Source organism: Microvirga roseola (assembly GCF_020866965.1).
GTDB classification, from domain to species: domain Bacteria; phylum Pseudomonadota; class Alphaproteobacteria; order Rhizobiales; family Beijerinckiaceae; genus Microvirga; species Microvirga roseola.
The window spans coordinates 1-12619 of sequence record NZ_JAJATX010000052.1 but is presented as its reverse complement, the minus strand read 5'-3'; the positions used below and the strand labels follow the sequence as shown (position 1 = coordinate 12619).

Sequence of the window (12619 nt, the reverse complement as noted above, 5' to 3'; positions counted from 1 at the left end):
CCCTGAAGAAGCGGTCAGCCTTGTGTGGCTGGCCGTATCTACTGAGGGTGATGCGCCTCGTGCCCGGACAGGCGGCTTACGTTGCAATCCTGTCTCACGACATCTTCACCGTCGAACCGGAAGTCGTCGAGACGCAGGTTCGCTGCGAGATGACCATTCTCGATGGCGAGATCGCCTTCGATCGTCTGGGGCAATTCGCAAGTGCTGCCGAGTGAAGGCTCAATTTTGAGACACAGCCGGCATGGACAACTTTGAGGCAAGTGAGAGTAAGATGAACGGTGCCGACCGCCTATGTGACGTGCTTCTGACCAATGATGTCGAAGTGTGCTTCGCCAACCCTGGCACGTCTGAGATGCACTTTGTGGCGGCGCTCGACCGCAAGCCCCAGATGCGCTGCGTGCTTGGACTGTTCGAAGGTGTCGTCACGGCCGCCGCCGATGGCTATGCCCGTATGGCCGAGAAACCGGCGGCGACCCTGCTCCATCTCGGGCCGGGTCTCGCCAATGGCCTCGCCAATCTCCACAACGCAAAGCGGGCCCGCACGCCGATGATCAACATCGTAGGCGATCATGCAAGCTATCACTTACAGCATGATGCGCCACTAACTAGCGATATCGAGAGCCTGGCCCGTCCCATGTCGCACTGGGTCGGGCGTGTTGAAGGCCCGGAAGATGTGGGACGAGCCACGGCCGAGGCCTACAAGGCGGCGATGTCATTGCCCGGGATTGCGACACTCATTCTTCCCGCTGACGCAGCCTGGGGCGAAGTTGCGTCCTCGGCCGTCGAGCAAACCAAAGTTCCTACTCCAACAACAGCTCCCGAGGAGGCGCTCGGTGCCGCCGTGGCAGCGATCAGGTCGGGCGGCCGCACGGCATTGCTGCTGACAGGCCGCGCACTCCGTGCCGATGCCCTCGAGATTGCAGGACGAATCGCGGACGCAACCGGTGTGCGTCTGCTCGCCCAGATGTCCAACGGACGCATTGAGCGCGGTATAGGTCGGGTTCCCGTCACCAAGGTCCCATACCCGGTCGACGAGGCCGTTGCAGCGCTACGGGACATCGACAACCTGATCCTGATCGGCGCGAAAGTCCCCGTGGCCTTCTTCGCCTATCCCGGAAAACCCGGACGCCTTATCCGAGATGATTGCGAAGTCATCGAGTTTGCGCGACCTGGGGACGATCTGAGAAACGAACTCGCCCGGCTTGCGGAAGAACTCGGCGTCAGACCCGATGCTCCTGCGCCCGTGGTCCAATACGGCACTGGGCTCGACTATCCCCGCTCCGGACAACTCACGGCGGATGCGATCACGCTCGCTGTTGCTGCCCTAATGCCGGAGAAAGCCATCATCTGTGACGAGGCGGTCACGTCCGGCCGCCGATTCTTCAATCTCTCCCAGCGCTCGGCTCCTCACGACTACATCCAACTTACGGGCGGAGCCATTGGCATCGGTATCCCGCTTGCCATCGGGGCCGCCGTCGCGTGTCCCGACCGCAAGGTGATCGGACTTCAGGCGGATGGAAGCGGCATGTACACCGTGCAGGGATTGTGGACCCAAGCCCGCGAGAATCTCGATATTGTGACGATCATCTTCGCCAACAGATCCTATGCGATCCTGCAAGGCGAGATGCGCAATGTCGGCGTGAACAACTTTGGCCACAATGCACGGCGCATGCTTAACATCGACGATCCAGCGCTCGACTGGGTATCTATGGCCAACGGCATGGGGGTTGAGGCCGGACGCGCTGAGACCATTGAGGATTTCCTGAACCTCTTCAGAGGCGCCCTCGCCCGCCGAGGCCCGTTCCTCATCGAGGCCGTCATATAGGACGCTACCAATTCGAATGGGGCGCTTCAATCCCTAAGACCTCGAGCGCTCCTTTCAATATCGGCCCGCCGAAAGCTCCCTGAGTGGCTATGATACTTAGCACCGCACGCTGCCGTGCGAAGGTGTCTGGGCGAGCGCCGTTTCCAAACCCCGCCAGCTGTTGTTCTTTCACGGCCGCTAACATAATGCGCGCGAACTCATTTCTTTCCTTGCAGACGAACAAAGGAGTTTTTCCATGGGTGACCTGGAGCGGCGCATAAAGCGCCTTGAGGATATTGAGGATATCAGAAAACTGAAGGCGTTCTATTCAAAGTACGCGGATGACAAGTATACAAACTCCCACGAAAGGAAGTCAGAAGCAGAGCTCGAGGAATTGGCACGGCGGCAGGCCTCCCTGTTCACAGAGGACGCGGTCTGGGATGGCGGAGACCATTTCGGCGTTCATCACGGGCGAGAGGAAATCTACCGCTACGTCCGCAAGGGAGCCTGGACGTTTGCCATGCACTACTTCGTTAATCCGATTATCGAGGTTGACGGGGACAGTGCAAGGGCGACCTGGATGCTTTGGCAGACGTCGACGCTCACCGAGGGCAACGTTCCGGTCTTCATGGCAGCCATGGAGGACGATGAGTATGTACGGACGCCGGACGGTTGGCGAATGAGCCGGATGAAGTTTACGCTCAAGTACATGACGAGGTTCGACGTTCCGTGGTCGGAAGTCCGCAACATGCCCTTCTCGCTGCAGCAACCCGCGGATCTGCGCTAACCGCAGAGCTGATGGTGCATGTCGTACCGTTGCAAGCTACGGCGCGGAAGGCTTTGCGGGGACTGGCCGTCGTGCTCTAGAGAAGCGCCCAAAAAGGATGCCCCGAATAAGCGAGCCAATCTTCTACGTCATCGAAGTCGACATGCCCGACCGGGACTTCAAGGAGTTCATGGACTGGTATTCAGGTGTCCATGCTGCTCACCTTTATGAGGCTGGCTCTACCACCTGCGCCTCCTACAAGGCGGTGGCCTGAGCGCTTCCGATCATAGATGTCTATCAAGGACCAAGCGGGGATCCTTTTGAGAGCGAGAGTTTTAATCGCTATCGCGGGATTGCTGCCATAGCCCCCGACCATCCGGAGTTTTTGAATACGGCCCAGAACATGCGGACGGTTTACACACATCGTGCTTGGTCGAACGAGCTACGGCCTTGGCTGCTCGACCACTCAACACCAGTTGGCTAACAATGTGGCGATTCACCGGAGATGACGAGAGTAGAGCAAACGTCGCCGATTGACTCGGCCGCGAGGGTGAGGCCCGGCTGCTCGATCTCAGAGTATCTCAGATCAGACCTGGCCAGCGCCCGCCGAAATTCTTGTCACGCTCCAGCCGCCATCCACCTTCAGAACTTGTCCCGTAACGAAGGAGGCGTCAGCCGAACAAAGGAAGGCCGCTGCTCCCGCGATGTCGTCCGGTTTGCCCGGACGTCCCAACGGTGTCCCGCCCAGCATGAGGTCGCGATAGACGGGATCTTCCAGGCGCGCGCGGGTCATTTGCGTCTCGATCAATCCGGGCGCAATCGCGTTCACGCGGATTCCGTGCGGCCCGTAATCTGCCGCCATCTGGCGAGTCAGGCCGATGAGCGCTGCCTTCGAGGCCGCATAGGCGGCGATGCCATTGTAGCCGACAACGCCGTAAATCGAGCTGATATGCAGGATGACCCCCGACCTTTGCGGCTGCATATGACGCAGAGCGGCGCGGGACAGCCGGAAGGCTGCACCGAGGTTTACATCTAAAATCCGCGCCCAGCTCTCGTCATCCGTCTCGGCAACACTGCGCGCGCCGCCAATGCCTGCATTGTTAACGAGGATGTCTAATCGGCCGAACCGTTCGACCGCCTCACGGACGGCATGATCGGCGGCCTCAGACCTAGCAAGGTCACAACTCAGATAGAGAGCCTGTTTCTCATCAAGACATGCCGCCAGCTCGGGTTCAGGTTCCTCCTGCTTATCCACCGCGAGCACACGGCCCCTGTCTCTCAGGAAACGCCTTGCGACCGCCGCTCCAATTCCACGTGCGGCACCGGTGACGATAGCAACCTGCCCTGTCATGCCAGCCTCCCGCCGTCGACCGGCAAGGTGACGCCCGTGATGTAGCCAGCTGCGGAAGAAGCCAGAAACGCCACGGTCATTGCCACCTCCTCTGCCGTGCCGAGGCGTCCGAGCGGATGCATTGACGCCATCGTCTGGCGCTGCGCGTCGCGATCCTGCTCTGTAAACGTGCTCTCTAGCATATCTCCGGCGATGGAGCCGGGACAAACTGCGTTCACACGGATGCCTTTTCCTGCGCAGCTCAGCGCCAAGGAGCGGGTCATCGACGTGACGGCGGCCTTTGACATGGCATAAGCGCCGAGCCGGCGGGAGCCGACGAGCCCTGCAGTCGATGCGACGTTGACGATGGAGCCGCGCTCCTTGCGTTCCATGATTGCCACTGCCGAGCGGCAGCAGAGAAATGTCCCTCTAACGTTGATCGCCGTCACGCGGTCGAAATCCTCCACCGGGCATTCCTCAAGCGGGCCTACATGCCCAATGATGCCCGCGCTGTTGACCAGGATATCCAGGCCGCCATTCTCCGCGATGGTAGAAAAGGCAGCAGCAACGTCCTGCTCCAGACTGATGTCGCATGCGTACCCCCGGGCAGCGCCCCCATCCTCTTCCAGGCTGAGGCAGGCTGCCTGAAGGCGGCTAGCGTCACGATCCAGCACAACCACCTGGGCACCGCCCCGAGCAAGCAACCGTGCCGTGGCGAAGCCGATCCCGGACGCTCCTCCCGTGACGACCGCCCTTAGTCCGGCAAATGACTGGCCCGGGATAAATTGCGTCATGATCGAACTTCCTGATGGGGCAAGGTATTCGGGTGCAACCCCGCTGGCCCGCACCCTGCGAGCGCCAGGCCACGTGGCTCGGAAGTGTTGACTGCTGTGGTTAGGCGATGCCCGTGCGGGGGCATCGCCTACGGTCATCAACCCACCTTACGAGCACGGCGGTAGGTCTCGTTCACGCCGATTGCGGAAACCACGACGTCCGTGAAGCGCTTGTCGAGCAGGGTCGGGAAGTCGACCTCCACGAGCCACGCCATCGGAACCTCTTCGGTGAGGATCTTCTGGACCTCACTATAGGCTTTCTGCCGGTCCTCTTTCGAGAGAGCGGAAGCACCCGCGGCGAAAAGCTCGTCAACGCGCGGGTTCGTGTAGCCCGTGTTGTTGCTGTAGGCGACGCCCTTGCGGATGTTGCTGGACACAAAGAAGCGCGCGACGCCCAGGGCCGGATCGCCGAACTGGTAGGGATAGTTCGACGTCATCTGGAAGTCCCAGTTCGCATAGCGCGAGGTCCAGCCGGCGGGATCGGCGGACTCGATCTCGACGGCGATTCCGACCTTCCCGAGCGACTGCTTCACGTATTCAGCAAACCGAGCCCAGGTCTCGCCCCAAGGTAGGCGAAGAAATTTGACCTGCGTGCGCACCCCGTTGGCGTCCGGTTTCAGCCCCATGTCGTCAAGTAAGGCCTTGGCCTTTGCCAGGTCGTAGTCGTAGCGGGTCACGTCCGGGTCATAGAAGCGCGTCTTGCTGTTCAGGGGGCCGGTTGCGACGCGACCCTGCGAGAAGAAGATCGTGTTCAGAATGGCCTTGCGGTCTAGGGCGTAATTGATCGCCTGGCGGAAACGCTTGTCGTCAAACGGCTTGACCCGCGTATTGAACTCGATACGCGCGACCGGCGCATAGAACTCATAGCCCTTCGTGATCAGCTCAATGTTCGGCAGGCTGGCCAGCCGCTGCACGTCGAAAGGCTCCAGATCCTGGAATTGGGTCTGCTGCACGCGCCCCTGCTCCAGCGCGAGAGCGCGGGAACCCGCGTCCGGCAGGATGTGGAAGTACATCTCGTCGAGGTGCGGCTCGCCTTCGCCGTGGTAATCCGGGTTGCGGACGAGGCGGATGAAGGAGCCCTTCTGCCAGTCGGCGAGTTTGAACGGGCCCGTTCCGATCGGCTTCGCATTGTTCGGATTGGTTCTGTAGTTCGTGCCCTTGTAGAGGTGGGCTGGGATCATCGGCGACGTCGACATCTCGAACGCCATCAGGAACGGGGCGAATGGCTTCTTCAGGACGAACCGAACCGTATGAGGGTCGAGAGCCTCGATGGTCTCGCAGTTCTCGAAGATCACGCGCGCCCGCGGGTGAACCTCCATCAGGAATTCCTTGGTCGTGAAGACCACGTCATCGGCCGTGAAGGGCTTTCCGTCGTGCCACTTGGCGTCTTCCTGCAGCTTGAACGTGTAGGTCAGGCCATCGGGAGAGACCTCCCACGACTTTGCGAGGCTCGGCCGTGGGGTAAAATCGAAGTCGTAGGTGAGAAGGCTTTCATAGATTTTGCCCGCGACTGTCTGGGTCGAACCGTTCTGGTCGAGGCCGATGAAGAGCGTCGGAGGCTCCGGGAAGGCAATGACGTTCAGGACGCTGGATCCGTCTGCCGCCAGCGAGGTTTTTGGCAGTAGTGAAAGCAGCGATGTGGCAGACGCTCCCGCCAGCAGCGTGCGACGGGTGAGTACTAGATTTTTCATTGGTCCCTCCTCTTTTCGTTAGGCAAATGTTCTGACGGTCGGGTCCCCGCCGGACGAACGGAGCCACTCCTGACCCGGCACTGCATCGATTAAGCTCCGCGTATAGCTGTCACGCGGGCTCCGGAAGACCGATGTTGTCTCTCCGCTTTCGACCACGCGGCCGTTGTGCAGCACCAAGACCCGATGACAGAGTTGAGAGGCAACGCGCAGGTCATGGGTGATGAACAGCATGGCGAGCTGGAACTCTTCGCGAATGTCGCGAAGCAGTTCGAGCACCTGCGCCTGGACGGACACGTCGAGGGCAGAGACAGCCTCGTCAGCCACCAGGAGATCCGGCTCGACGGCGAGTGCCCGTGCAATCCCGATGCGTTGGCGCTGGCCGCCCGAGAACTCGTGCGGATAACGGTCCGCGGCAGACGCATCAAGTCCGACCCGGATCAGGAGACGGGTCATGCGCTCACGGGCAGTCCTTGCATCGATCCCATGCGCCAACGGCCCGGCCATGATGCTCTGGCCAACCGTGTGGCGGGGATTGAGCGAGGCGAAAGGGTCCTGAAAGATGATCTGGATCTTGGAACGGAACGGCCGAAGCTGGGGCCGGGACAACTTGGCGAGGTCGGTGTTCTTGTACTCGATGGCCCCGCCATTCGGATCAATCAGACGCACGAGGCACCGCCCGGCCGTCGACTTGCCTGAGCCGCTTTCGCCGACAAGGCCCAGGGTCTCGCCGCGATGGATCTCGAAACTTACATTGTCGAGGGCCTTGAATTCCTTGATCGGAGTAAAGAGGCCGCCTTGGGTTACGTACGTCTTGCTCAGGCCTCGGACCCGGACGACAGGCTCAGCTCCTGCTGAAAGCGCCAGCGGCCTGTCGCGGAACTGCGGCACGGCCCCGATCAGGGACTGGGTATAGGCGTTCGAAGGGCGGTCCAGCACGTCCCGAACAGGGCCGATCTCGACGATGCGGCCATGCTGCATCACAGCAACCCGATCTGCTATGTCGGCAACAACCCCGAAGTCGTGAGTGATGAAGATGACGCCCATACCCTGGGCCCGCTGAATGTCGCGGATCAGCTTGAGAATCTGGGCCTGCGTGGTGACATCGAGAGCTGTCGTGGGCTCGTCCGCGATCAGGATATCCGGTTTGAGCGCCAGCGCCATGGCAATGACAACACGCTGCCTCTGCCCGCCGGACAGACGGAAGGGATAACGCCGCGCCAGGACTTCCGGCTCCGGCAGGCCGACAGCCTTGAGGAGGGACAGCACACGTTCCGGCCGGTTCGCCTTCGGAACGTTGTGGGCTTCCAGAACCTCTTCGATCTGGTCCCCGATCCGCATGACGGGATTGAGGGCTGTCATCGGCTCCTGAAAGATCATGCCGATGCGCGAGCCACGGATGGCGCGAAAGCGCTCGTCGCTCATCTGCAGGAGATCTTCCCCGCGAAACTGAATCCGGCCCGACCGTACCGTCACACCTGTGTCAGGCAGCAGCCCCATGATCGCGGAGGCGGTCATGGACTTACCAGAACCGGACTCGCCGACGATGCAGAGGATCTCACCGGGATGCAGGTGAAAGCTGACATTCTCCACTGCGTTGACCCGGTCGCCCGCGGAGGGAAGCGCAATGGTCAGCTCCTCGACCGTCAGAAGCCGCTGGCTCATCATGCCCGCCCCTTTCTGGCCAGCCGTGGATTGAGCACATCGTTCAAGCCCTCACCCACAAGGTTGATCGTCAGTACGACGAGCACGATGACCAGCCCTGGGAAGAAGCTCATCCACCATGCCTGCCGGATCACCGTCCGCGAGGCGCCGATCATGTAGCCCCAGCTCATCATGTTTGGGTCGCCCAATCCCAGGAAGCTGATCGCCGCTTCGGTTAGGATCGCCGACGCAACCATCAGGGAGCCCATCACCAGGACGGGAGACAACGTATTCGGCAGGATCTGCCGCAGGATGATGTGGCGATCGCTTTCACCGAGCGCGATGGCAGCCTGCACGAACTCCCGGCTGCGCAAGCTCGCGAACTCCGCTCGGACAAGGCGCGCCACCGGCGGCCAGCTCACGATACCGATTGCGACGATGATCGACTGTATCGATGGGCTAAGGATCGCAACCATAACGAGGGCGAAAATAAAGGTCGGGATGGTCTGGAAGAACTCGGTGACCCTCATTAGCCCGTCATCGGCAAGTCCGCCGTAGTAGCCGGCGATGCCGCCCAAGGTAACGCCGAGTATGATCGCACAGGCGGTCGAGACGATGCCGACGAGGAGCGAGACGCGAGCCCCATACGCGAGACCGGCTGCAATATCCCTCCCCATCATGTCGGTGCCTAGGGGGAACTGCGGGTCCGTGAAGGGCGGGAGGAACGGACGGCCAACCATGGCCCACGGGTCCTGTGGATAGAGCACGGGAGCCAGCGCAGCAACGAGAATAACCAAGAACAAGAGCCCGATGCCGATTGCGGCACTTGGATTCTTGAGAAGTCGCCACAGGGTTGAGCTCATGACGCTACCTCGATCCGTGGATCGGCAATGCGATAGGCGATATCCGTGACGATGTTGAAGACAACGACCATGATGGACGTGACGAGGAACACGCCCAGCAGAACTGGATAGTCCCTCTGCAACAGCGCATCGAAGGCGAGACGTCCTATTCCCGGCCAAGCGAAAACAGTTTCGGTAAGAACGGCTCCTCCGACCAACTGGCCCGCTTGGATGCCCGCGAAGGTGATGATCGGCAGCATGGCATTGCGCAGGATGTGGCGGCGGACGATGAGGCCGCGCCTCAATCCCTTTGCCCGGGCCGTCCGCACGAAGTCCATATCCTTCACTTCTAGCATCGAGGCGCGGGTCAGGCGTGTATAGACCGCCACATAGAACAGGCCGAGCGTTCCCGCAGGAAGAATGAGGTGGTGAGCGATATCAGCCGCCCGGGCCCAGCCGGTGTAGCCGGCGCCGACGCTCTCCATCCCAAACGATGGCAGCCAGCCCAGCCACACGGAAAAGAGCATGATCGCCATCAGGCCGACCCAGAAGAGCGGAGTGGCGTAAAACAGAAGCGCAAACAGCGAAATCAGCCGGTCCGTTACGCGCCCGACCCGCATGGCCGAGGCAATACCAAGAAGGAGGCCCAGGCCCAATGCGACGACGAAGCCGCTGATTGTCAGCAGAAGCGTTGCGGGGAGCCGGTCCATGATCAGACCAAGCACCGATTCCCGCTGCCGATAGGAATAACCCAGGTCGAAGCGGACGATGTCGGCGAAGTAGTAGGCAAGCTGCTCGTAGACGGGCCGGTCCAGACCGAACTGCTCCCTCAGCTGAGCCATGAAAGCCTCATCCGCCGCGCCTGCCTCACCTGCCATTGCGGCCGCCGGATCACCCGGGGCAAGCCGAATCAGAAGGAAGTTGAGAATGATGATGGTTGCGATGATCGCGACCGACTTAAGCAAACGGCCGGTAACAGGGCGGAGTTTATTCATTGCCCTAGCCCCGCTTTGCGCAACATTTGCATCCATCGCCTTCGGGATGGCTCTGGCGCAGAGAGATTCCTGCGACCCGCAAAACCTGGGAAATTACCGGCATAGATGTCTGGTCGAGCAATCGCATCCCCTGCGCTCGTATCGCTGTACGATACATACGTGTTGCATTACGAGCCTACTTACTCGTATAGGTTTCGTCAACGGGATTGGCTTGCGAGGATCGGACCCATGATGAATGACACGGCATCAGATATGCGTGCTGGCAGCCTCAGGACTCGGGGCGACCAGCTTGTTGAGGTGGATGACCGCCTCTTTCTACAATCCGTGGCGCGTGCCCTCTATGTGCTCGAAGCGTTTGGCCGCGATGCCAAGCCTATGTCGTTGAGTGAAATCGCTGCAAGCGCTCAGGTCACGAAAAGCGCCGCTCAACGCGCGGCCCAAACCCTTCTGAGTCTCGGATATCTTGAACGCTCTCCTGACGGCGGGCTGATGCCAGGAAGACGTCTTCTCGACAGAGCCTTCGACTATCTTCGCTCCAATCCTCTGATCGAGCGAGCGACGCCGATCCTCATTGAACTCCGCAAGAATTCCGGCGAACGTGTTGATTTCAGTCTTTTCGATGATCTCACCATTCTCTATGCCATCAGGCTGCAGAGCAAGCGCGAGACTTTCTTTGCGACTCTTGCAGGCCGACGCATCCCGACGTTCTGCTCATCCGGAGGGCGCGCAATCCTCGCCCATCTCGATGACTCGGCCGTGGATGACATCCTCCGGCGTTCCGAACGACGCCCGTTGACACCGAAGACAATCGTCGACCTCGACCAGATCTGGGAAAAAGTCCGCGAGGCCCGCCAGGAGGGATACGCCTATGCGGCCGAGGAGAGCCTTGTCGGCGAGATCGTCCTTTCTGCTGCTGTCATCAACGACAAGCAGCAGCCTGTGGCTGCCGTGCATATCGCCGGATCGCTAAGCGAATGGACAGTAGAAGACTTTCGCAAGCGGTTCGCACCGCTCGCTATCGAAGCCGCCCGCGCCCTCAGCTATTGAACAAGCGATGGACGGAGAGCTGGTTTTCCGCATGCGGCGACGCTCTCGCTCGAGAGCAAGGCATCGATGCAACTGTCCTGCGCTCCTGCGCAATAGGCAGATCCACAGCTTGATCGCCCCCGGGTCACGCCCCCGCGGCTCTCATCCCCTCGACAGGAAGAGCCTGGGCGTTCGAAGGGGTTACATGCTTCGGCTCAAGTCTGATTCTTTGGATCACAGCCGCCTCGACGGCACCTCGCGAATAGAGCATCGGCACATATTGTCCTTGCGCCCATAGCGGCGCCAAGTCCTCGTAATGAGGCGAGCGTGGATCGCCTGACTGCCCCGGCGCGTTGATCCAGCGGCTTTGATCCCACTCCCCCACATCGACCACCATCCGGACAGAAGCTCCGGCTATCGTGCGGAAGTCCGAGAGCCGATAGCCCGTATGCATGGGGGTCGCAGCACTGCCTCCATGCGGGAAGGGACCGATATCGAACGCTTCGCCGCCTTCCTGGACAGCTGACAGCGGGTGCTCGAAGAAGGCATGATGCAGCTTGCCCCAGGCCCAACCCGCCGGGTCCTGCCCCATGCGAGCGGCGCAGTCGTTCCATGCAGCGGCAAGTGTTGCCCGAAATAGCGCGTCACGCGCCTCAATCGGATCTGGCCCAAAGCGGCTATCGGGTGTCTCAATTGCCTGGAGAATGCCTTCCGTATCCCCGGGGGCCAGGAGCGCGTGCAGGGACGCATCGGGGACGCAGATCCTGAAGAGGCTCGGCTTGAGGTGCTTCGTCCACCACACCTCGAAGAGTGCTGCGGGCCCACTGTCGAAAGCTAGAGAGTGATCCCAGCTGCGCAGGAGGGACAGGGCAGCCTCGGCCTCCCCGTTCGCATTAATCGTGTTCAGCACGCGGCAGAGGCGTCGCGCCGGTATCGAGACCACATCAGTCTGTAGCCGGCACGCATCCTCGACCGAGTGGCGCGGCGAAGCATGGAGCACTTCATGAATGCGTGTCGTGCGTGAGTTGTCGATCCATTCATACCCCACAGGATGAGGATAATCCTCCGGCAGGTTCATCTCGTTGGCAGTTGCGATGAAGCCCTCTTCCGGATCAACGACACGTGGAAGGTCCTCATTGTCGAGAAATCCATCCCATTCATATCGTCCGTCTCCAGGAACAGGCAGAAGCCCATCCCAATTCGGGCGGGTCGGCGTCCAGCCCGCCGGAACCCAGGCGATGGTGCCCGACGTGTCGGCGAAAACATGGTTCGAGGACGGCACGCCCCAGCCGCGCATCGCCGCGCGGAACTCCTCAAGGTTTCCCGTGCGAAAGGATGACAGGCTCTTCAGGTAAGGAGCTGAACCGGGAGTGGACCATACGGACCGCACCGCATAGGCTCGATTCCGGTCGGCCTGCTCCAGAATTACAGGGCCATGTCGCGTGAACTTGAGAGAAAGAACCTGGTCGGGCGCTCCCTTGACGGAGAACACCTCATCGACGACCTGCATTTCTTCCCATGTGTCCTGGTAGCGGTACCGGGTCGGCTCGTCCGGGCTGGTCCGATAGATATAGAGGTCTTCCTGGTCTGAATAGAAGATGGTCAGGCTGAAGGCAATCTGACCATTATGTCCGATCGAGATGCCGGGTGGTCTGCCTCCTGAGAAGTGATCCTCCCTGAAGTATGGCTTA

General features: G+C 60.7%; 12 protein-coding genes. 5 read left to right on the top strand and 7 right to left on the bottom strand.

The features are described 5' to 3' along the window. Positions 1–50: 50 nt before the first annotated feature. The 4 genes from LG661_RS20025 (at position 51) to LG661_RS20010 (ending at position 2844) form a co-directional block, all read left to right on the top strand. Positions 51–215: a hypothetical protein gene (locus LG661_RS20025; protein ID WP_230533725.1), complete on the top strand. Its 165-nt coding sequence runs from the start codon at positions 51–53 to the stop codon at positions 213–215. A gap of 56 nt (positions 216–271) precedes the next feature. Further along, positions 272–1825, top strand: coding sequence for an acetolactate synthase large subunit (locus LG661_RS20020; protein WP_230533724.1), 1554 nt, complete (start codon positions 272–274; stop codon positions 1823–1825). A 235-nt stretch (positions 1826–2060) separates the two neighbouring features. Next, a complete protein-coding gene (locus LG661_RS20015) occupies positions 2061–2591 on the top strand; it encodes a nuclear transport factor 2 family protein (protein ID WP_230533723.1) in 531 nt (176 codons plus the stop codon). Between the two features lie 97 nt (positions 2592–2688). Beyond that, complete coding sequence (locus LG661_RS20010) at positions 2689–2844, top strand: hypothetical protein (protein WP_230533722.1); 156 nt, start codon at positions 2689–2691, stop codon at positions 2842–2844. A 312-nt stretch (positions 2845–3156) separates the two neighbouring features. Here the strand turns inward: LG661_RS20010 and LG661_RS20005 are convergent, their stop codons facing one another. From LG661_RS20005 to LG661_RS19980, 6 genes are all read right to left on the bottom strand, one after another. Continuing rightward, positions 3157–3921: an SDR family NAD(P)-dependent oxidoreductase gene (locus LG661_RS20005; protein WP_230533721.1), complete on the bottom strand. Its 765-nt coding sequence runs from the start codon at positions 3919–3921 to the stop codon at positions 3157–3159. Next, positions 3918–4694: an SDR family NAD(P)-dependent oxidoreductase gene (locus LG661_RS20000; RefSeq protein WP_230533720.1), complete on the bottom strand. Its 777-nt coding sequence runs from the start codon at positions 4692–4694 to the stop codon at positions 3918–3920. The genes LG661_RS20005 and LG661_RS20000 overlap by 4 nt, the downstream gene beginning before the upstream one ends. Positions 4695–4831: 137 nt before the next feature. Continuing rightward, complete coding sequence (locus LG661_RS19995; protein ID WP_230533719.1) at positions 4832–6424, bottom strand: ABC transporter substrate-binding protein; 1593 nt, start codon at positions 6422–6424, stop codon at positions 4832–4834. 18 nt (positions 6425–6442) lie between these two features. Continuing rightward, the gene (locus LG661_RS19990; protein WP_230533718.1) at positions 6443–8086 is read right to left on the bottom strand and encodes an ABC transporter ATP-binding protein; all 1644 of its coding nucleotides are present in this window, start codon (positions 8084–8086) and stop codon (positions 6443–6445) included. Further along, complete coding sequence (locus LG661_RS19985) at positions 8086–8928, bottom strand: ABC transporter permease (protein ID WP_230533717.1); 843 nt, start codon at positions 8926–8928, stop codon at positions 8086–8088. Before LG661_RS19985 ends, LG661_RS19990 begins: the two co-directional genes overlap by 1 nt. Continuing rightward, positions 8925–9902 carry an ABC transporter permease gene (locus LG661_RS19980; protein WP_230533716.1) on the bottom strand — a complete coding sequence of 326 codons (978 nt, stop codon included), beginning with the start codon at positions 9900–9902 and terminating at the stop codon, positions 8925–8927. Before LG661_RS19980 ends, LG661_RS19985 begins: the two co-directional genes overlap by 4 nt. Positions 9903–10130: 228 nt before the next feature. Between LG661_RS19980 and LG661_RS19975 the strand changes: the two genes are divergently transcribed. Then, entirely contained in the window at positions 10131–10949 is an 819-nt protein-coding gene (locus LG661_RS19975) for an IclR family transcriptional regulator (protein WP_230533714.1), read from the top strand. A 124-nt stretch (positions 10950–11073) separates the two neighbouring features. Here the strand turns inward: LG661_RS19975 and LG661_RS19970 are convergent. Beyond that, a partial coding sequence (locus tag LG661_RS19970; RefSeq protein ID WP_230533713.1) for a penicillin acylase family protein occupies positions 11074–12619 on the bottom strand: 1546 nt, incomplete at its 5' end.

Coding starts and splice junctions, on each gene's coding strand:
- LG661_RS19975 (WP_230533714.1), top strand. CDS start 10,131: ATGATGAATGACACGGCATCAGATATGCGTGCTGGCAGCCTCAGGACT.
- LG661_RS20005 (WP_230533721.1), bottom strand. CDS start 3,921: ATGACAGGGCAGGTTGCTATCGTCACCGGTGCCGCACGTGGAATTGGA.
- LG661_RS20010 (WP_230533722.1), top strand. CDS start 2,689: ATGCCCCGAATAAGCGAGCCAATCTTCTACGTCATCGAAGTCGACATG.
- LG661_RS19980 (WP_230533716.1), bottom strand. CDS start 9,902: ATGAATAAACTCCGCCCTGTTACCGGCCGTTTGCTTAAGTCGGTCGCG.
- LG661_RS20000 (WP_230533720.1), bottom strand. CDS start 4,694: ATGACGCAATTTATCCCGGGCCAGTCATTTGCCGGACTAAGGGCGGTC.
- LG661_RS19995 (WP_230533719.1), bottom strand. CDS start 6,424: ATGAAAAATCTAGTACTCACCCGTCGCACGCTGCTGGCGGGAGCGTCT.
- LG661_RS20025 (WP_230533725.1), top strand. CDS start 51: ATGCGCCTCGTGCCCGGACAGGCGGCTTACGTTGCAATCCTGTCTCAC.
- LG661_RS20015 (WP_230533723.1), top strand. CDS start 2,061: ATGGGTGACCTGGAGCGGCGCATAAAGCGCCTTGAGGATATTGAGGAT.
- LG661_RS20020 (WP_230533724.1), top strand. CDS start 272: ATGAACGGTGCCGACCGCCTATGTGACGTGCTTCTGACCAATGATGTC.
- LG661_RS19990 (WP_230533718.1), bottom strand. CDS start 8,086: ATGAGCCAGCGGCTTCTGACGGTCGAGGAGCTGACCATTGCGCTTCCC.
- LG661_RS19985 (WP_230533717.1), bottom strand. CDS start 8,928: ATGAGCTCAACCCTGTGGCGACTTCTCAAGAATCCAAGTGCCGCAATC.